This window comes from Nocardioides maradonensis, from assembly GCF_054777115.1.
Map to the genome: position 1 here is coordinate 12,148 of NZ_BAAHAZ010000023.1, position 17,440 is coordinate 29,587.

Genomic DNA, 17,440 nt, shown 5'->3' on the forward strand with positions numbered 1-17,440 from the left:
CCACACTGCCTCCCATAGGTTTCGAGGACAAGCCTGACGCATGAACCGCAGGTTCAGCGGAGCAGGTGGGTGAGCCCGTCCAGGATCAGCCCCAGTCCTACCGCAAAGTCCTCGGCGTATCCCGCATCCGACCCGCCGCGCGCCTGCTCCTCGCCCACGTGGCCGAGCACGAAGTGCACGAGCGTCCGGGCACCGACCCGGGCCAGCTCCGGCGCGGCGCCGGCACGCACCAGCGCCGCGGTCATCCGCTGCTCCGGCTGCGCGGCGCCGCCGCCGGCGTACACCTGTGAGATCAGCGCCGCACCGTCGCGGTGGGCGAGCATCGCGGACCGCAGCTCGACGCACACCAGCCGCAGCTCGGAGTCCCAGGTGACGATCTCGGACGCCTGCCGACCACGCTCGAGGATCTCGTCGGCGACGGCGGCGAGGAGCACGTCCTTGCTGGCGACGTGGTGGTAGAGCGCACTGGCACGTACGCCGAGCTCGCCGGCCAGGCGGCGCATCGACAGCTCCGCCAACCCGTGCTCGTCGAGCACGACGATGGCGCGGTCGATCACGTCGGCGCGTCGGTAGCGCACTTCATGCCCTCCTCATCTCGGAGGTGCAACCGTAGCCACATGCTGAGGATCGGTGTCTGCGAGGACGACCCGGCGATCCGCGGCGTGCTGACCCGCGCGTTGCAAGGAGCCGGACACAGCGTCGTACCGGCGCACAACGGGGCCGAGGCGCTGAGCAGGCTCGCACCGACGAGCGGGGTCGACGTGCTCATCATGGACGTGGGCCTGCCCGACGCCGACGGCCGCGACGTGCTGCAGGCCCTGCGCGCCAACGGCCAGCACGCACCGGCGCTCTTCCTCACCGCGCTCGGCGACACGCACGAGCTGCTCGCCGGCTTCGCGGCCGGCGCGGACGACTACGTGGTCAAGCCGTTCGAGATCAAGGAGGTGCTGGTGCGGGTCACGGCGCTGGCCCGGCGCGGGCGCGACGTACCTCCCCCGCCGCAGCGCGACCTCGTCCTCGACCCGGTGACGCACAGCGCGAGCACGCCGGAGGGCGAGGTGCTGCTGACGCCCACCGAGTTCCGGATGCTCGCGGCGATCACCTCCCAGCCCGGTGCGGTGGTACGCCGCCGCAGCGTCGTCGCGGCCGGGTGGCCCGACGGCGCACTCGTCAGCGAGAACACCATCGACTCGTTCATGCGCCGCATCCGCACCAAGCTCGGGTCGATCGACGCACCCGTCGAGATCGAGACCGTCCGCGGTGTCGGGTTCCGGCTGGTGGAGCGGGCGTGAGGCGCTCGCGCGCGCTCGCCGACCTCGGAGGGTTCCGCCGTCGGCTGATCCTGCTCGCGGGGGCCGGCGCCGCCGTCGTCGCCGCGGCGCTCGGGCTGGTGGCCCAGCTCATCCTCGCGACCACCACCAACCGCACCGTGGAGCGGGTGATCGAGGACCGCTCCGACGCGGTGATCGCGCTGATCGGCGCGGCGACGCCGGGCACCCGGCTGACGGTCCCCAGCCGTGGCGTCGATCCCGGCGTCGTCGTGTACGACGCGGCGGGTCGTGCCGTCGCGGGCTCCGAGCCGCCGTCGTTGCGCTCCGACTTCCTCGCGCTGGCACGCACCACCCACGACGCCAGCGTGACCACCGACCTCTACGCGCTCCACGCCGAGCCGTTCACCACCCGCAGCGGCGCCCGCGGGACCGTGGTCGTGGTCGAGCCGCTGGCGCCGTACGAGCACCAGGAGGCCCAGGCGCTCGAGGTGTCCATCGCGTCCGGCGTCCTCATCGTGCTGCTCACGGTCGCCGTCGCGTCCTGGATCAGCCACCGCGCGCTCTCGCCCGTCGCCGACATGGCGCGCACCGCCGAGGAGTGGAGCGAGCACGACCTCGAGCGGCGCTTCGACCTGGGGCCGCCCACCGACGAGATCCGCGCGCTCGCGCACACCCTCGACGGCCTGCTGGACAAGGTGGGCCAGGCCATCCGGACCGAGCAGCGCCTCACCGCCGAGCTCGCCCACGAGCTGCGCACCCCGCTGACGGCCATCCAGGGCACCGCGGAGCTGATCGGCATGCGCTCCGACCTCGACCCCGAGCTGCGCGCCGACCTCGAGCAGATCGGCCGCGCCACGCGGACGATGGCCGCGACCATCACCGTGCTCCTCGAGCTCGCCCGCCGTGCCCCCGACGAACGCGTGGCCACCGGCACGTGTGCCGTCGTCGACGTGCTCGCCGAGGCCCGCCGGCTGCACCCCCACCTCCAGGTCCGGTACGACGACGGGGCCGTGCTCGGCGTACCGGCCGACGTCGCGCTGCGGGCCCTGGCCCCCACCGTCGACAACGCGGTCCGGCTCGCCGAGCACGTGGCGATCGACGTCGAGCTCACCCGTGAGCACGTCGACCTGGTCGTGTCCGACGACGGGCCGGGCGTCGCCGACCCGGACGTGCTGTTCCGTCCCGGTGCGGTGCCCGGGCGGTCCGGGCTCGGACTGGCCTTGGCCCGGCGGATCGCCCGCAGCGCAGGGGGCGACGTGCTCTTCGTCGGAGACGACGGGACGAACGGCCAGGCCCGCGGGGCCACCTTCGTGGTGCGGCTCCCGCGGGCCTGACTGGGTCTCGAGACGAGGACCCTCAGAACTTCTTGGTCTTCAGGAGCTGCAGCAGCACCCCGAGCTGCTTCTCCTGCACCGCCGGCGCGGCGGGCTTGATCTTGCCGTGGTCGATGGCGAAGGTCTGGAGGACCGCGTCCATCTGGTCGTCGAGCGCGTGCCAGGTCTTGGGGTTGACCGCGGTCAGCGAGGTGGAGTCGGCGTCCCAGTCGTCGCGCATCTGCTGCACGGTCGCGTGGGCCGCGGCCGCGTTGCCGGCCTTGTCCTGCGTGATCGCCTTCTGCGCGAGGCCCTTGTACTTGGCCACGGCCGCCTGGGTCTGGCTGCCGTTGAAGGCCGGCTTCGGGCAGGCGGGCATCGTCTCGCTGGCACCGGTCGGGTCACAGGTCGCGTGCGGCTGCTGGTGGCCCCAGTACATGACGCCACCGGCGATGGCGGCGACGACGACGAAGCCGAAGGCCGCGATCCGCTCCTTGTGCGGGTTCGTGGTGACGACCGGCTCGTGCGTGGCGTCGTACGTCTCGATGACGTCGGAGCGGCTGATCGTCAGGTAGACGACCGTGGCGAGGATCGCGCCGAGGAAGATCAGGCTGGTCCACAGCGTGCCCAGGCCGAGGCCGACCGGCTGACCGGCGGGAGCCACCTTGGGCGACGCGAGGGCGTCGCCGATGTTGGCGCCGAGCGGACGGGTCAGGATGTAGGCGAGCCAGAAGGACAGCACCGGGTTGGCGCCCCACTTCCACAGCGCGGCGATCGAGATGATCAGGCCGAGCGGCAGGAAGATCGACTGCACCGGCAGCCAGTTGGTGAGCTCGAGGGTCCAGTCACCGGTCGCGGTGCCGAGGGCGAAGGTGACCAGGACGGTCAGCCAGTACCAGGACTCGCGGGAGCGGGTGTTGATGGCGTGGATCGACAGGGTGCGCTCGCGCAGCCACCACACGCCGAACACCCCGGCGAGCAGCACGGCGAAGACGGTGGAGCTGATCCACAGCGGGATGCCGAGCTGGTCGGTGCCCATGTCGGTGTAGAGCGTGCCCGCCACGCTGACCACCACGACGGTGAGCCAGTACGGGAAGGGCTGGTAGCGACGCGTCTTCATCTGCCAGGTCAGCACCGCGACGAAGATGGCGGTGAACAGCAGCATGGTGTTCGCGAGGCCGAAGCCGAGCGTCTCGTTGATGTAGTCGGCGAAGCTCTCACCGACCGTGGTGCAGAGGATCTTGATCAGCCAGAACCAGATCGTGACCTCGGGGACCTTGTTCAGCATCGTGCCGCCGGAGGACTTGGCGGCACCCTTCACTGCATCCGATATCTGTGTCATGGCAGCACTGTGCGGCGGCGTACCTGCAACAGACCTGACTGGCGGGTAACCCCGGACGCCCCTTACCCTCGTTCCTGAACAGTGTTCAGGTAGCGGTTCCACCGACCTCCAGGAGAAGACGATGACCGTGTTCGACCAGCTCGCCGACAAGATCCTCGCCGGCGGCTCCGCCACCGAGGCCGATGCCGTCGCGGTCCTGCAGGCACCCGACTCCGAGCTGATGTCGATCGTCGCCGCGGCCGGCCGGCTGCGCCGCGAGCACTTCGGGAACACCGTCAAGGTCAACTACCTGGTCAACCTGAAGTCCGGGCTCTGCCCGGAGAACTGCAACTACTGCAGCCAGGCGCTGGGCTCGCAGGCCCCGATCCTCAAGTACTCCTGGCTGTCCAAGGAGGAGACCCTCAAGCAGGCGGGCGCCGGCCTCTCCGGCGGTGCGACCCGCGTCTGCATGGTCTCCTCCGGCCGCGGCCCGTCCGACCGCGACATCGACAAGGTCGTGGAGATGACCGAGGCGCTCAAGGAGGAGTACGACGGCGTCGAGGTCTGCGCCTGCCTCGGCCTGCTCAAGGACGGGCAGGCCGAGCGGCTCGCGGCGGCCGGTGTCGACGCGTACAACCACAACATCAACACCGCCGAGTCCAACCACGACAACATCGTCCAGACGCACACCTACGACGACCGCGTGGACACCATCGGCAAGGCGAAGTCCGCGGGCCTCTCCCCCTGTTCCGGCCTGATCGCCGGCCTCGGCGAGACCGACGAGCAGCTGGCCGAGGCGCTCTTCGCGCTCAAGGCGCTCGACTCCGACTCGATCCCGGTCAACTTCCTGATGCCGTTCGACGGGACGCCGTACGAGAACACCTGGGAGCTCTCCCCCACGCGCTGCGTGAAGATCCTCGCCATGGCGCGCTTCGTGTGCCCCGACAAGGAGATCCGGATCGCCGGCGGTCGGGAGATGCACCTGCGCTCGCTGCAGGCGCTCGCCCTGCAGGTGGCGAACTCGATCTTCCTCGGCGACTACCTCACCTCGGAGGGCCAGGACGCGCTGACCGACCTGGAGATGCTGCGCGACAACGGCTTCGTGATCCTGGGCATGGACGAGAGCGCCTTCGACGAGCTGATCGCCGCCCACCGGGCCGGCGTCGTGCACCGGGCACACGCGGCCGGTGCCTGCGGCTCCGGTGGCTGTGGCGACGGCTGCGGCGGCTCGTGCGGCACCGCCTCCGCCGAGGAGCCGACGGTCGAGGGCAGCGAGCACAACCCGGCGATCCGCCGGCGCGGCGCGGGGACCGAAGTTGCCGCCAACGCCTGACGCCGCCGGCCTGCTCGCCTTCGACCGCGAGCACGTCTGGCACCCCTACACCTCGATGACGTCGCCCGTCCCGGTGCGGCTGGTCACCGGGGCGTCGGGCGCCCGGCTCACCCTCGCCGACGGACGGGAGGTCGTCGACGGGATGTCGTCGTGGTGGGCGGCCGTCCACGGCTACCGCGTCCCCGAGCTGGACGCCGCGATCGCCGCGCAGGTGGCGAGCTTCAGCCACGTCATGTTCGGCGGGCTGACGAACGCGCCGGCCGTCGAGCTGGCGCAGCGGCTGGTCGCGATCACGCCGGACGGGCTCGACAAGGTCTTCCTCGCCGACTCCGGCTCGGTGTCGGTCGAGGTGGCGCTGAAGATGGTGCTGCAGTGGCAGCGCGGGCAGGGGCGTCCGGAGCGGACGCGGATGCTGACCGTCCGCGGCGGCTACCACGGCGACACCTTCCACCCGATGAGCGTCACCGACCCTGACGGCGGGATGCACGCGATGTGGACCGGGGTGCTGCCGGGTCAGGTGTTCGCGCCCCAGCCGCCTGCAGGCCCGTCGTACCTGACGAACGCGTTGGGTTCGGGCGCAGAAACCAACGCGTTGGTCAGGTACGACGAGTGGGAGGCCGCGTTCCGGCGTACCGCCGCCGAGCACGCGCACGAGCTCGCCGGCATCGTCGTGGAGCCGCTGCTCCAGGGCGCGGGCGGGATGCACCCCTACCCCGCCGACTGCCTGCGTGTGTTCCGCGAGGTGGCCGACGAGCACGACCTGCTGCTCGTCTTCGACGAGATCGCGACCGGCTTCGGCCGCACCGGTCACCTCTTCGTCTCCGAGCTCGTCACCCCCGACGTGCTGTGCGTGGGCAAGGCGCTGACCGGCGGCTACCTGACGCTGGCGGCCGTCATCACGACCGACCGGGTGGCGCGCGGCATCTCCGCGTCCGAGTCCGGTGTCGTGATGCACGGGCCGACGTTCATGGGCAACCCGCTCGCGTGCGCGGTGGCCAACGCCTCGATCGACCTGCTGCTGTCGCGCGACTGGCAGGCCGACGTACGCCGGATCGGCGCGGCCCTCGGCACGGGCCTCGCTCCCCTGCGGACGGCCCCCGGGGTCACGGACGTGCGGACGATCGGTGCCGTCGGCGTCGTCCAGCTCGACCACCCGGTCGACATGGATCGCGCCACCGAGGCCGCGCTGGCGGCGGGCGTGTGGCTGCGGCCGTTCCGCGACCTGGTCTACGCGATGCCGCCGTACGTCGTGACCGACGACGAGCTGGCCACCCTCGTCGAGGGCATCACCGCCGCGGCGGGTGCCGGATGAGCGCCTGGGAGTCGTGGCTGTCCGCGCGGGCAACCGCGCGCGAGGACGCCGGTCTGACCCGGCGGCTGCGGCCGCGCGCCGCCGGCGACACCACGATCGACCTGGCCGGCAACGACTACCTCGGGCTGTCCGCCGACCCGCGGGTGCGGGCCGCGGCCGCCTCCGCGGCCGAGCAGTACGGCGCCGGTGCCGGTGCCTCGCGCCTCGTCACCGGCACCCTGGACCTGCACGCCACCTTGGAGTCTGAGCTCGCCGCGTGGACCGGGCACGAGGCCGCCCTCGTCTTCTCCACCGGCTACCACGCCAACCTCGGCCTGATCACCGCGCTCGCGGACCGCTCGGTGCGCGTCATCTCCGACGCCCACGTGCACGCCTCGCTCATCGACGCGATCCGGCTGTCGCGCGCGGCCGTGACCGTGGTGCCGCACAACGACGTGTCCGCGGTCGCTGCAGCACTCGCCGACGCCACCGAGGAGCGGGTGCTCGTCGTGGTCGAGTCGATCTACTCGGTGCTCGGCGACGCCGCTCCGCTGGCCGAGCTGGCCGACCTCTGCGCGCAGGCGGGCGCGCTGCTCGTCGTCGACGAGGCCCACGGGGTCGGCGTGCACGGGCCGGGCCTGGTCACCTCCCTCGGCCTCGCCGGTCTTCCCCACGTGGTCGTCACGGCGACCCTGTCGAAGTCGATGGGGGCGCAGGGCGGTGCGGTGCTGGGCTCGTCGGCGCTGCGCGAGCACCTGGTCAACACGGCCCGTCCCTTCATCTTCGACACCGGCCTCGCCCCGGCCCCGACGGCCGGCGCCCTCGCGGCGCTGCGGATCATGAGGTCCGAGCCGGAGCTGGGCCGGCGGGTGCTCACCCGCGTCCGCCAGCTCGCCGACACCCTCGGCGTGGTCGCCCCCGACGGCGCCGTCCTGTCGATCCCGATGTCGTCACCCCACGCGGCCGTCGCCGCGCAGGCCGCCGCGCTCGAGGTCGGGTTGCGGGTCGGCTGCTTCCGGCCCCCGTCGGTCCCGGACGGCGTCTCCCGGCTGCGGGTGACCGCCTCTGCCGGGGTCCCGGAGGACGACTGGGAGCGCGCCGTCGCCACCCTGCAGCAGATCGTCAAGGAGCACTCATGACCCGCGTGATCGTCGTGACCGGCACGGACACGGACGTCGGCAAGACCATCGCCACGGCCGCCATCGCGGCCACGGTCGACGGGTCGGTCGTGGTGGTCAAGCCGGTGCAGACCGGCGTACCGGCCGACACCCACGAGGGCGCGGACGCGGCGAAGGTGCGCGAGCTGACCGGGGTGGCGGTCCAGGAGCTCACCCGGCTCGACGACCCGCTCGCCCCGGACGTGGCAGCCCGCCGCCAGGGCGTGCGGATCCCGCCGGTGGCGGTGCACGCGGCGTACCTCCGCCGGCTCGCGAACGACTACGACACGATCATTGTCGAGGGCGCCGGCGGGCTGCTGGTGCGGCTGGACGAGGACGGCGCGACGATCCTCGACCTCGCCGTGGCGCTCCGCGACTCGATGCCCGAGGCCGACCACGAGGTCGTCGTGGTGACCCGTGCCGGTCTCGGCACGCTCAACCACACCGAGCTGACCGTCGGCGCCCTGCGCAGCCGGGGCATCGAGCCCCGCGGCCTCGTCATCGGCTCCTGGCCGAGCGACCCCGGGCTCGCCGAGCAGACGAACCGCGACGAGCTCCCCCGGGTCACCGGGGTGCCGGTGATCGGCGTCATCCCCGCGGGCGCGGGCGAGCGTGACCGGCTCGGCTTCACCATGGCCGCCCCCCGCTGGATGCAGCCCGCCTGATCTCACCAGAGCGGCGGGTGGCGGTCCTTCCACGGAGCGGCCTCCTCGACCTGGGCGGCGAGCGAGAGCAGCAGCTCCTCCTCGGCCGGGCGCCCGGCGAGCATGACACCGACCGGCAGCCCGTCGGCGGTCGTGTGCAGGGGCAGCGAGATGGCCGGCATGCCGGTGACGTTCCAGGCGGAGGTCCACGGCGTGAAGCGCTTCTGTGCCTCGAAGTCGGCGGCCGGGTCGGAGTCGTCGCGGATCGCGCCGACCGGGAGCGGAGGGTGGGCGAGGGTTGGGGTCAGGACGGCGTCGTACGGCGCGAGGGCGACCAGCGCGTCGGCGGCGTACCGCCGCAGCTGGCCGATCGCGAGGCCGAACTCCGCCCCTGACACGGCCGCGCCGCGGTCCCCCAGCCAGCGGGTCAGCGGCCGGATCATCCCGCGCTGCTGGTCGGTGAGGTTGACCGTCGACAGCGCGGTCAGCACTGCCCAGCAGATCTCGAAGACCGGCACCGCCTCGGGCGGCAGCGGCGACTCGAACGGCTCGACCGAGTGGCCCAGCGCGGACAGCAGCTCGGTCGCCGAGTCGAGCGCCCGCACCACCTCCGGGTGCACCGCGGTGTCGGCGATGATGGGGGCCTTGATCCGGGCGATCCGCAACCGGCCCGGAGGCCGCGAGCACGCCGACAGGAACGTCCCCGAGGGCTCCGGCGCCCACGACGGGTCGCCCGCTCGACGTCCGGCCAGCACGTCGAGCAGTGCGGCCGCGTCGGCGACGGTCCGGGCGATGGAGCCCGAGGTGGCCAGGCCGATCGGGTCGCCGTACATGGGGAAGCCGGAGATCCGGCCGCGCGTCGGTTTGAGCCCGACCAACCCGCAGCAGGACGCGGGGATCCGGATCGACCCGCCGCCGTCGGAGCCGTGCGCGACGGAGACGAGGCCGGCGGCGACCGCCGACGCGGCGCCTCCCGATGACCCGCCCGCCATCCGGGTGAGGTCCCAGGGCGTCACGGCGGCCGGTCGGCCCTCCGGCTCGGTGTAGCAGGGCGAGCCGAACTCCGGCGTCGCGGTCTTGCCGAGGCTCACCATGCCCGCGTCCTCCATGGACAGCGCGACCGCGTCGGACACCTCGGGCACGTAGTCAGCGAACACCGGCGAGCCGAACCGGGTCGGCACGCCCCGGGTCAGGTTGAGGTCCTTGATCGCGGTCGGTACGCCGGCGAGCGGGAACGTCTCGCCCACCGGACCCACCGCGGCGACCTCACGCGCCCGCTGCCGTGCCGCGTCCGGGTCGCGGAACGCGAACGCCCCGTCCACCAGCTCGGGCGGCAACGACTCGGCCCGCGCCAGGTAGTGCTCGGTCAGCTCGACCGGGCTCAGCTCGCCGGATCGGATCAACGCTCCCTGCTCGAGGGCGGTCAGGTCGTGCAGCTCGCTCACGCGACGACGCTATCGCGTCCCCGCACCTCGCCACTCCGACTGGAGGATCGCGAAGTCGACCTCGGTGGTCCACTCCCCCTTGAACCACTCGTTCTCGACGAGCACGGCCTCCTGGCGCATCCCGAGCTTGCGCAGCACCGCGTCCGACGCCGGGTTGCGCTGGTCGATCCGAGCCACCACCCGGTGCAGGTCCAGGCCCTCGAAGGCGAGCGCCAGCAGCGCGCGCGACGCCTCGGTGGCGAAGCCCTGTCCGTGCTGGTCGGGGTGCAGCACGTAGCCGATCTCCCCGGAGCGGTGCTCGGCCGAGCGCCAGAACAGGATGACGTCGCCGATCAGCTCGCCGGTGTCGCGTCGTACGACGGCGAGGAGGAGGTGCTGCCCGGCCTCGGTCAGCGTGCTGCGGGTCCGCTCGGGGTCGGCCAGCATCGTCGCGATCGACTCCGCGGTCGCGGGCAGCGGCGGGATGTAGCGGCAGATCTCCGGCAGCGAGCGGTAGGACAGCATCGCCTCGGCGTCCCGCGCGCGGTCGACCGGGCGCAGCAGCAGCCGCTCGGTGAGCAACGGGTACGTCGGCTCGAGAGACAGCTGCACGGTCACCTCCCGGACGCTACCGCCCGACCCGATCGATCGGGCGGCGCGTCGCGGAGGTGCGGACGAGCCTCAGGCGGCCGACTCCTGCGGCTCGTACGCCGCGAGCTCGGCCACCGCGGCGACGAACTTGGTCAGGGTCTCGGCGTCGGCGGACGGGTCGGTGCCCCATGCGTAGGGGTGCGCGAGCTCGATCGACTCGACGACGTCGGCACCGGCGACGCCTGCAGAGCGACGAGCGTCGTCGATCGCCCACTTGCCGCCGTACTGGCCGACAGAGGTGCCGACGACGGCGACGGGCTTGCCCTTGAGGGCGCCGGCGCCGAACGGACGGGAGGCCCAGTCGATGGCGTTGTTGAGCACCGCCGGCATGGTGCCGTTGTACTCGGGGGTGACGACCAGGACGCGGTCGGCCGCGGCGATCGCCCGACGCAGCGCGACGACGGCGGCCGGGGCGGCGTCCCCGTCGAGGTCCTCGTTGTAGAACGGCACCTCGGCCAGGCCGTCGACGATGTCGACGGTGTAGCCGGCGGGCGCCTGCTCCCGAAGTGCCTCGGCAAGGCGGCGGTTGACGGAGTCGGCGCGGAGGCTGCCGACCAGGACGGCGATGCGAGCGGTGTCAGTCATGACAGGCCAAACGGACCGCAGTCCGCTTCTATTCCGGCTCTCGCGAAAAGAGATCTCGGCCGTCGGCGGGCTCACCTACAGTGGCCGCACCATGGACCTGCACCCGCTGCCGATGGCCGGCGAGCCCCGGCGCGAGCGCTCCGATGCCGCGCACAACCGCGAGGTGCTCCTGGCGGCCGCGACCGAGCTCGTGGAGAGCCAGGGCGTCGACGCGGTCACGACCGACGCCGTCGCCGCGCGGGCGGGCGTCGGCAAGGGGACGGTCTTCCGTCGGTTCGGCAGCCGCGAGGGCCTGATGGCGGCCCTGCTCGACCACTCCGAGCGCGGCTTCCAGGCGGCGGTGATCGGCGGTCCGCCGCCGCTGGGGCCGGGCGCGCCGGCGTACGACCGGCTGATGGCGTTCGGCGAGACCCGGATGCGGCTCAACCTCCGGCACGCGGCGCTGATCGCCGCCGCGGGCCACCCGGGCTCGCGCAGCCTGTCGGCCCTGTCCTTCACCACCCAGCACGTGCGCTACCTGCTCGGCGAGCTCGGGGTGGTCGGCGACCTGCCCTACCTCGCGACCGCGCTCATGGCACCGCTGGAGATCATCGTCCTGCGCCAGCAGGTCGACGTCGAGCACGTGCCGCTCGACCGCCTCGTCGCGGGGTGGAACGACCTCGCCGACCGGATCGTCAGGCGTGATTCCGACGCAGCCCGTAGGTGATGCCGTCGACGAGCGCCTCCCACGACGCCTCGATCACGTTGGCGCCGACGCCGACGGTGACCCAGGCGGCCTCGCCGTCGGTGTGGTCGATGAGCACCCGGGTGATCGCGTCGGTGCCGTGGCCCTGGTCGAGGATGCGCACCTTGAAGTCGATCAGCTCGAACCGCGCGACGTCGGGGTAGGCCTGCACGATCGCCGAGCGCAGCGCCTGGTCGAGGGCGTTGACGGGGCCGTTGCCCTCGCCGGTGACGACGTAGCGGACGCCTCCGGCGTGCAGCTTCACGGTCGCCTCGGAGACGGCCTCGTCCTCGGGCCGTGGGTTCGTCACCGTCTCGGTGATGACCCGCCAGCTCTCGACGTCGAAGTACGACGGACGCGTGCCGGTCACCTCCTCGGCGAGCAGCAGCTCGAAGGACGCGTCGGCCGCCTCGAAGGTGTAGCCGCCGGACTCCATCTCCTTGACCCGCTTGGTGACCCGCGAGACCAGCTCGGGGTCGCCGGACAGGTCGAAGCCGAGCTCCCTGCCCTTGAGCTCGATGCTCGCGCGGCCGGCCATCTCCGAGACCAGCAGCCGCATGTCGTTGCCGACGCCGGCGGGGTCCATGTGCTGGTAGAGGTCGGGGTCGACCTTGATCGCCGACGCGTGCAGGCCGGCCTTGTGCGCGAAGGCGCTGGTGCCGACGTACGGCTGGCGCGAGGCGGGCGGCACGTTGGTGACCTCCGCGACCGCGTGCGCGATCCGGGTCGCCTCGGTCAGCAGACCCGGCGGCAGCACCTGCCGGTCGAGCTTGAGCTCCAGGTTCGCGACCACGTTGACGAGGTCGGCGTTGCCGGTGCGCTCGCCGTACCCGTTGATGCAGCCCTGCACGTGCGTGGCGCCGGCCGCGACGGCGGCCAGCGTGTTCGCGACCGCGCAGCCGGTGTCGTTGTGGCAGTGGATGCCGACGCGGACCCCGGTCGTGTCGAGGACGTCGCGCACCACGTCGGAGACCCAGTCCGGGAGCATCCCGCCGTTGGTGTCGCAGAGGGCGACGACGTCCGCCCCGGCGTCGTACGCCGTGCGCAGGACCTCGAGCGCGTAGGACCGGTCCAGCCGGTAGCCGTCGAAGAAGTGCTCCGCGTCGAGGAACACCTGCTGGCCCTCGGCGCGCAGGTGGGCGACGGTGTCGCGGACCATCGCAAGGTTCTCGGCGAGCGTGGTGCGCAGCGCCTTCTCGACGTGGCCCGCGTGGGACTTCGCGACGAGCGTGACGACGCCCGCGCGGCTGTCGCGCAGCGCGGCGACCTGCGGGTCGTCGGCGGCGGCGATGCCGGCCTTGCGGGTGGCGCCGAAGGCGGCGAGCCGCGCGTGCTTCAGGTCCAGCTCGGTGGCGGCGCGCCGGAAGAACTCGGTGTCCTTCGGGTTCGCGCCCGGCCAACCGCCCTCGATGAAGCCCACGCCGAGCCCGTCGAGGTGGCGCGCGATCGCGAGCTTGTCCGCGACCGTCGGGTTGAGGCCCTCCTGCTGCATGCCGTCGCGCAGCGTGGTGTCGTAGACGTGGAAGGCGCCGTGCAGGTCCAGGGCGGGCTGATCGTTCATGTCCGTCCCATTCTGGCAGAGCCGTGACGTACGTCGCGTCCCGTGTCACGATCCCGACATGGCCTCGCGCTGGTCGATCGACTCGACGAACTCGCTGCTCAGCATCGGCTCGTTCGAGTCGGTGCTCTCGATCGGCTCCTCGCACTCGGTGCTGTCGATCGGGTCGGCCGCGTCCGTCGGCTCGATCGGCTCCTTCGCGTCGATCGGCTCGGTCGGCTCGGCGGCGTCCCAGGGCTCGCTCGGATCGTTCGGGTCGCTGCGCTCGTTCGGCTCGGCGCTGTCGGTCGGCGGCGTCCTGTCGTGGCGGCACCACGACCTCGGACCGCGTCAGCTCGCGGTCGTCGCGGGCGTCATGGTGGTCGCAACCGCCGTGGTGGGGGTCCGCGCGAAGCAGGCCGAACCCGACCCTGCCTAGAAGGGCGCCCCCGAGCCGGGCGCCCAGCTGGTGCCGGACGACTGGGCGATCAGCACCAGCACGGCCGCGGTGCCGGCCAGCGCGGTGCAGGCGATCAGCCACGACACCGCACGTCGTGCGGCAGGCTCGACGAGGCGCGACAGCGGCCCGCGGAACCGGTCGCCGCCGGGACCGCTCCACAGCCCGATCGCCGCGCCGGCACCGCCGACGAACAGCGAGGTCGGCAGGTCGCCGAGCGCGAAGCCGATCAGCCCGACGGCGAGACCGACGAGCACGGCCCACAGCAGCAGCCCGATGGCGCCGGGCACGGCCCGCCCCACGTGCCAGGGGCTCGTCAGGACGAGCCGGGGTCCGTCGTACCACTTCCGGCCGCGGACGGTACGCCGGTCCGCGACCGCCGACGCCGCCAGCGACCCCGAGCGCAGGACCCACACCAGGACCGCGAGGCCGACGAGCGCGAGCCACGGCGCGGCCACGACGGCGCCGCCGATCGCCAGCGCACCGCAGCCGACCAGCACGGCCCGGCGTACCTTCTCGGCGAGGGGTACCGGCTCGGGTCCGGGCTCGAGCAGCCCGTGCTGCTGGTCCCACTCCTGCTCCATCCGGGTCACCGCGGCGGTCACCGGAGCAGCCACCGGCGCCGTCGGGGCGGCCGGCTCGGTGGTCCTCGTGATCGGCACGACCGGGGCGACGGGCGCCGCGACCGGTGTCCCGGGGTTCACCAGCGGCCGCGTCTCCGGCCCCAGCACCCCGCGTCCGGGCGGCGCCACACGCGGAGCATCCGGATCGGTGCTGAGCGGTCGCAGCCAGGCGAGCAGCTCATCGAGCAGCGGACGGTCGAGCGGGTCCGGGGCCAGTGCCGCGTCGAGCACGGACCGGAGCGGCTCCAGCACGCCGCTGAGGTCGTGCTGGCCGCGCCGGGCGCGATCGAGGATCGCCATCGACGGGCCCTTGCCGTACGGCGCTCTCACGGTGGCCGCGAACGCCACGGTCGCCGCCCAGGCATGCACGTCGGCGGCCGGCGTGGCGTCGTCGCCGTACAGGATCTCCGGCGCGAGGTAGCCCGGTGTCCCGAGCAGGTAGCCGGTCTGGGTGAGCCGCGGGTCCTCCGCGACGCGGGCCAGCCCGAAGTCGATGAGGATCGGGGTGCGACCCTCCATCAGCACGTTGGACGGCTTGATGTCGCGGTGCAGCACGCCGGCCCGGTGGACCGCGGCGATCCCCTCGGCCAGGCACCCCGCGAGCCAGTCCAGGTCGCGGCCCGCGACCGGACCCTCCTCGGCGACCTGGTCGTAGAGCGACAGGCCGGGCACGTAGCGGGTGACGACGTACGGCACCTCGGCCCACGGGTCGGCGTCGAGGACCTCGGCGATCCACGGGCTGCGGACCCGCTCGAGCGAGGCGACCTCGCGCGCCAGTCGGCTGCGCGCCTCGCGATCCCCCACGACCTGCGGTCGCAGCACCTTGAGCGCGACCCGGTGGCCGTCGCGTCCGCGCGCGAGGTGGACGATGCCCATCCCGCCCTCTCCGAGCCGGGTGAGCAGCGTGTAGTCGCCCACGCGTTCGGGCGTGGTGCTGCCGGGCTGGGTCGTCACGCGCCGAGGCTACCCGGGGACCGCCCGGGATCGACGGACCGGCGCCGTAGGGTGGCCGCCATGACGCCCACGCCCGCGCCGGCCCCGTCGATGAGCGTCGACGCCGCCTACCGGTTCTTCTCGAACAGCACCCTGGTGCGCAGCCACCGCGACGGCGTACCGCCCCATGCGCTGCGGCGCCGGATGCAGTCGATCTTCCTGCGCATGTGCGCCGAGCTCGAGCCGACGGTCGCGTTCGAAGCGGGCGCGCACGAGGGCACCTTCAGCCGCACGATCAAGGAGCAGGCGCCGGGCGCGCGCGTCGTCGCCTTCGAGGCGAACCCCCACGTGCACGCCAAGTACGCCGAGGAGCTGGCCGCCGCCGGCGTCGACTACGTGCACACGGCCGTGGCCGACAGCGCCGGCCCGATCGACCTGACCATCCCGCTGCGGGTGCAGGACCAGGACCGCCCGCTCGACGGCACCAGCGCCAGCCTCGGCACCCACCGCACCCTGGAGCGCTCCGAGCACGTCACCGTCCCCGCCGCCCGGCTGGACGACCTCGTGCAGGTCGGGCCGGACGACCGCGTGGTCGCCTGGATCGACGTCGAGGGCGCCAACGGCCCGGTGCTCGAGTCCGGCCGCGAGCTCCTCGCCCGCACCTCGCTCGTCTACATCGAGGTCGAGAGCGAGACCGTCTGGGACGGTCAGTGGATCGACGTCGACGTCGCGCGCTTCTTCGCCGAGATCGGCCTGGTCCCGGTCCTGCGCGACATCCAGTCGCCGGACCGGGCCTTCCAGCACAACGTCGTGTACGCCGCGCCGGAGATCGCCTCCGACCGGGCGACGGCGCGCAAGGTGCACTCGCTCTTCCGCCCGGTCGAGAGCTGAGATCAACAGCTGAGGCTTGCCGCCAGGCAGAGGCAGTCGTCGCACGACCCGACTGCGTGCGCGGCAGCGCGGCGCCGCAGCGACCGAGGCCGGTTCGCACCGGAGCGGAGCGACGGGGTGAACCCGGCGGGAGAGCGATCAGCGGCGACGCGCTCGCGCGATGATCAGACGATCTGCTTCATCCAGCCGAAGGTGTCGTCGGCGCGACCGAACTGGACGTCGACCAGGGCCTGACGGATCTTCATCGTCAGCTCCTGGCTCGCCGGCGCAGGGGTGTCGCCGTGCGCGGTCTTCAGCGCGCCGACGGGCGTCACGACCGCCGCGGTGCCACAGGCGAAGATCTCGGTGATCCGGCCGCTGGCGACATCGGCCTGCCACTCGTCGATGCCGAACTTCCGCTCGGTGACGGTGTGGCCCATCTTGCCGAGCAGCTCGATGATCGAGGCGCGGGTGATTCCCTCGAGGATGGTGCCGGTCTCGGGCGTGACGACGGAGCCGTCGTCGTACACGAAGTACATGTTCATGCCGCCGAGCTCCTCGACGTACTTGCCCTCCTGGGCGTCGAGGAAGACCACCTGGTCGCAACCCTGGCCGTAGGCCTCCTGCTGCGCGACGAGGGAGCTGGCGTAGTTGCCGCCGGTCTTGGCCGCGCCCATGCCGCCGCGGCCGGCGCGGGTGTACTCCTCGGAGAGCCACAGCGTGACCGGCTTGATGCCGCCCTTGAAGTACGCGCCGGCGGGCGAGGCGATCACCATGAAGGTGACGTGCTCGGCCGGCCGCACGCCGAGGAACTTCTCGCTCGCGAACATGAAGGGCCGCAGGTAGAGGCTCTTCTCGTCGGCCTGGTCGGGCACCCAGCGGGCGTCGACCTTCACCAGCTCGGAGACGGCCTGCACGAAGTCCTCGACCTCGAGGACCGGGAGCGCGAGCCGGTGGCTCGAGCGGACCATCCGCTGGGCGTTGGCCTCCGGGCGGAAGGCCCAGATCGAGCCGTCCTCGTGCCGGTAGGCCTTCATGCCCTCGAAGATCTCCTGCGCGTAGTGCAGGACGGCCGCCGCGGGGTCGAGGGTGATCGGGCCGTACGGCGTGATGCGGGCGTCGTACCAACCCTTGGCCGGGGTCCACTCGACGGTGAACATGTGGTCGGTGAAGTGCGTGCCGAACCCGGGGTTGGACAGGATCTCTGCCAGCCGCGCGTCGTCGGTCGGGTTCGCAGAAAGCGTGGTGGTGATCTGCATGCTCATGAATCTAGTCCTCTCGGTGCACAGGTGGGAGTTTGGCGTCG

Annotated in this window: 17 protein-coding genes; 9 read left to right on the plus strand and 8 right to left on the minus strand. The window is 72.6% G+C overall.

All coding sequences use genetic code 11. The features are described from left to right. Positions 1 to 53: 53 nt before the first annotated feature. Complete coding sequence (locus tag ACYVAQ_RS21205; protein ID WP_460792535.1) at positions 54 to 578, minus strand: TetR family transcriptional regulator; 525 nt, start codon at positions 576 to 578, stop codon at positions 54 to 56. Positions 579 to 617: 39 nt separating this feature from the next. Here ACYVAQ_RS21205 and ACYVAQ_RS21210 point away from each other — a divergent pair, with 39 nt between their 5' ends. After that, positions 618 to 1,292: a response regulator transcription factor gene (locus ACYVAQ_RS21210; RefSeq protein WP_460792536.1), complete on the plus strand. Its 675-nt coding sequence runs from the start codon at positions 618 to 620 to the stop codon at positions 1,290 to 1,292. Continuing rightward, complete coding sequence (locus ACYVAQ_RS21215; protein WP_460792537.1) at positions 1,289 to 2,605, plus strand: sensor histidine kinase; 1,317 nt, start codon at positions 1,289 to 1,291, stop codon at positions 2,603 to 2,605. The genes ACYVAQ_RS21210 and ACYVAQ_RS21215 overlap by 4 nt, the downstream gene beginning before the upstream one ends. Positions 2,606 to 2,627: 22 nt before the next feature. Here the strand turns inward: ACYVAQ_RS21215 and ACYVAQ_RS21220 are convergent, their stop codons facing one another. Then, positions 2,628 to 3,926 (minus strand): COG4705 family protein, encoded by a 1,299-nt coding sequence (locus ACYVAQ_RS21220; RefSeq protein WP_460792538.1) that lies wholly within the window; start codon positions 3,924 to 3,926, stop codon positions 2,628 to 2,630. Between the two features lie 121 nt (positions 3,927 to 4,047). On the opposite strand from ACYVAQ_RS21220, the gene bioB reads away from it, so the two are divergent. Genes bioB through bioD form a run of 4 tightly spaced genes read left to right on the plus strand, consistent with a single transcriptional unit; the run spans position 4,048 to position 8,351 of the window. After that, complete coding sequence (gene bioB / locus ACYVAQ_RS21225; RefSeq protein WP_460792540.1) at positions 4,048 to 5,238, plus strand: biotin synthase BioB; 1,191 nt, start codon at positions 4,048 to 4,050, stop codon at positions 5,236 to 5,238. Then, positions 5,222 to 6,550 carry an adenosylmethionine--8-amino-7-oxononanoate transaminase gene (locus ACYVAQ_RS21230; protein WP_460792541.1) on the plus strand — a complete coding sequence of 443 codons (1,329 nt, stop codon included), beginning with the start codon at positions 5,222 to 5,224 and terminating at the stop codon, positions 6,548 to 6,550. Before bioB ends, ACYVAQ_RS21230 begins: the two co-directional genes overlap by 17 nt. After that, complete coding sequence (locus ACYVAQ_RS21235; RefSeq protein WP_460792542.1) at positions 6,547 to 7,668, plus strand: 8-amino-7-oxononanoate synthase; 1,122 nt, start codon at positions 6,547 to 6,549, stop codon at positions 7,666 to 7,668. The genes ACYVAQ_RS21230 and ACYVAQ_RS21235 overlap by 4 nt, the downstream gene beginning before the upstream one ends. Beyond that, the gene (gene bioD, locus ACYVAQ_RS21240) at positions 7,665 to 8,351 is read left to right on the plus strand and encodes a dethiobiotin synthase (RefSeq protein ID WP_460792543.1); all 687 of its coding nucleotides are present in this window, start codon (positions 7,665 to 7,667) and stop codon (positions 8,349 to 8,351) included. The genes ACYVAQ_RS21235 and bioD overlap by 4 nt, the downstream gene beginning before the upstream one ends. 2 nt (positions 8,352 to 8,353) lie before the next feature. Here bioD and ACYVAQ_RS21245 read toward each other — a convergent pair whose 3' ends face one another. The 3 genes from ACYVAQ_RS21245 to ACYVAQ_RS21255 all read right to left on the minus strand — a co-directional run bounded on the left by ACYVAQ_RS21245 (position 8,354) and on the right by ACYVAQ_RS21255 (position 10,990). Next, the gene (locus ACYVAQ_RS21245) at positions 8,354 to 9,775 is read right to left on the minus strand and encodes an amidase (RefSeq protein WP_460792544.1); all 1,422 of its coding nucleotides are present in this window, start codon (positions 9,773 to 9,775) and stop codon (positions 8,354 to 8,356) included. Between the two features lie 9 nt (positions 9,776 to 9,784). Next, complete coding sequence (locus ACYVAQ_RS21250; RefSeq protein ID WP_460792545.1) at positions 9,785 to 10,372, minus strand: GNAT family N-acetyltransferase; 588 nt, start codon at positions 10,370 to 10,372, stop codon at positions 9,785 to 9,787. 63 nt (positions 10,373 to 10,435) lie between these two features. Continuing rightward, positions 10,436 to 10,990 carry an NADPH-dependent FMN reductase gene (locus ACYVAQ_RS21255; RefSeq protein WP_460792546.1) on the minus strand — a complete coding sequence of 185 codons (555 nt, stop codon included), beginning with the start codon at positions 10,988 to 10,990 and terminating at the stop codon, positions 10,436 to 10,438. Positions 10,991 to 11,081: 91 nt separating this feature from the next. On the opposite strand from ACYVAQ_RS21255, the gene ACYVAQ_RS21260 reads away from it, so the two are divergent. Beyond that, positions 11,082 to 11,696: a TetR/AcrR family transcriptional regulator gene (locus tag ACYVAQ_RS21260; RefSeq protein ID WP_460792547.1), complete on the plus strand. Its 615-nt coding sequence runs from the start codon at positions 11,082 to 11,084 to the stop codon at positions 11,694 to 11,696. Here the strand turns inward: ACYVAQ_RS21260 and cimA are convergent. After that, positions 11,665 to 13,275: a citramalate synthase gene (gene cimA, locus ACYVAQ_RS21265; protein WP_460792548.1), complete on the minus strand. Its 1,611-nt coding sequence runs from the start codon at positions 13,273 to 13,275 to the stop codon at positions 11,665 to 11,667. The two genes, ACYVAQ_RS21260 and cimA, sit on opposite strands and share 32 nt — an antisense overlap. Positions 13,276 to 13,333: 58 nt before the next feature. On the opposite strand from cimA, the gene ACYVAQ_RS21270 reads away from it, so the two are divergent. Continuing rightward, positions 13,334 to 13,690: a hypothetical protein gene (locus ACYVAQ_RS21270; RefSeq protein WP_460792549.1), complete on the plus strand. Its 357-nt coding sequence runs from the start codon at positions 13,334 to 13,336 to the stop codon at positions 13,688 to 13,690. Here the strand turns inward: ACYVAQ_RS21270 and ACYVAQ_RS21275 are convergent. Next, positions 13,687 to 15,285 carry a serine/threonine-protein kinase gene (locus tag ACYVAQ_RS21275; protein WP_460792550.1) on the minus strand — a complete coding sequence of 533 codons (1,599 nt, stop codon included), beginning with the start codon at positions 15,283 to 15,285 and terminating at the stop codon, positions 13,687 to 13,689. The genes ACYVAQ_RS21270 and ACYVAQ_RS21275 overlap by 4 nt on opposite strands. A gap of 60 nt (positions 15,286 to 15,345) precedes the next feature. Here ACYVAQ_RS21275 and ACYVAQ_RS21280 point away from each other — a divergent pair, with 60 nt between their 5' ends. After that, complete coding sequence (locus ACYVAQ_RS21280; RefSeq protein ID WP_460792551.1) at positions 15,346 to 16,155, plus strand: FkbM family methyltransferase; 810 nt, start codon at positions 15,346 to 15,348, stop codon at positions 16,153 to 16,155. Between the two features lie 164 nt (positions 16,156 to 16,319). Here the strand turns inward: ACYVAQ_RS21280 and ACYVAQ_RS21285 are convergent, their stop codons facing one another. Further along, positions 16,320 to 17,399: a branched-chain amino acid aminotransferase gene (locus ACYVAQ_RS21285; RefSeq protein WP_460792552.1), complete on the minus strand. Its 1,080-nt coding sequence runs from the start codon at positions 17,397 to 17,399 to the stop codon at positions 16,320 to 16,322. Between the last annotated feature and the right edge of the window lie 41 nt (positions 17,400 to 17,440).

What these genes read in the sequence shown, in the direction of transcription:
- ACYVAQ_RS21210 (WP_460792536.1), top strand. Translation starts at nt 618, where the DNA reads ATGCTGAGGATCGGTGTCTGCGAGGACGACCCGGCGATCCGCGGCGTG.
- ACYVAQ_RS21220 (WP_460792538.1), bottom strand. Translation starts at nt 3,926, where the DNA reads ATGACACAGATATCGGATGCAGTGAAGGGTGCCGCCAAGTCCTCCGGC.
- bioB (WP_460792540.1), top strand. Translation starts at nt 4,048, where the DNA reads ATGACCGTGTTCGACCAGCTCGCCGACAAGATCCTCGCCGGCGGCTCC.
- ACYVAQ_RS21235 (WP_460792542.1), top strand. Translation starts at nt 6,547, where the DNA reads ATGAGCGCCTGGGAGTCGTGGCTGTCCGCGCGGGCAACCGCGCGCGAG.
- bioD (WP_460792543.1), top strand. Translation starts at nt 7,665, where the DNA reads ATGACCCGCGTGATCGTCGTGACCGGCACGGACACGGACGTCGGCAAG.
- ACYVAQ_RS21255 (WP_460792546.1), bottom strand. Translation starts at nt 10,990, where the DNA reads ATGACTGACACCGCTCGCATCGCCGTCCTGGTCGGCAGCCTCCGCGCC.
- ACYVAQ_RS21260 (WP_460792547.1), top strand. Translation starts at nt 11,082, where the DNA reads ATGGACCTGCACCCGCTGCCGATGGCCGGCGAGCCCCGGCGCGAGCGC.
- cimA (WP_460792548.1), bottom strand. Translation starts at nt 13,275, where the DNA reads ATGAACGATCAGCCCGCCCTGGACCTGCACGGCGCCTTCCACGTCTAC.
- ACYVAQ_RS21270 (WP_460792549.1), top strand. Translation starts at nt 13,334, where the DNA reads ATGGCCTCGCGCTGGTCGATCGACTCGACGAACTCGCTGCTCAGCATC.
- ACYVAQ_RS21280 (WP_460792551.1), top strand. Translation starts at nt 15,346, where the DNA reads ATGACGCCCACGCCCGCGCCGGCCCCGTCGATGAGCGTCGACGCCGCC.
- ACYVAQ_RS21285 (WP_460792552.1), bottom strand. Translation starts at nt 17,399, where the DNA reads ATGAGCATGCAGATCACCACCACGCTTTCTGCGAACCCGACCGACGAC.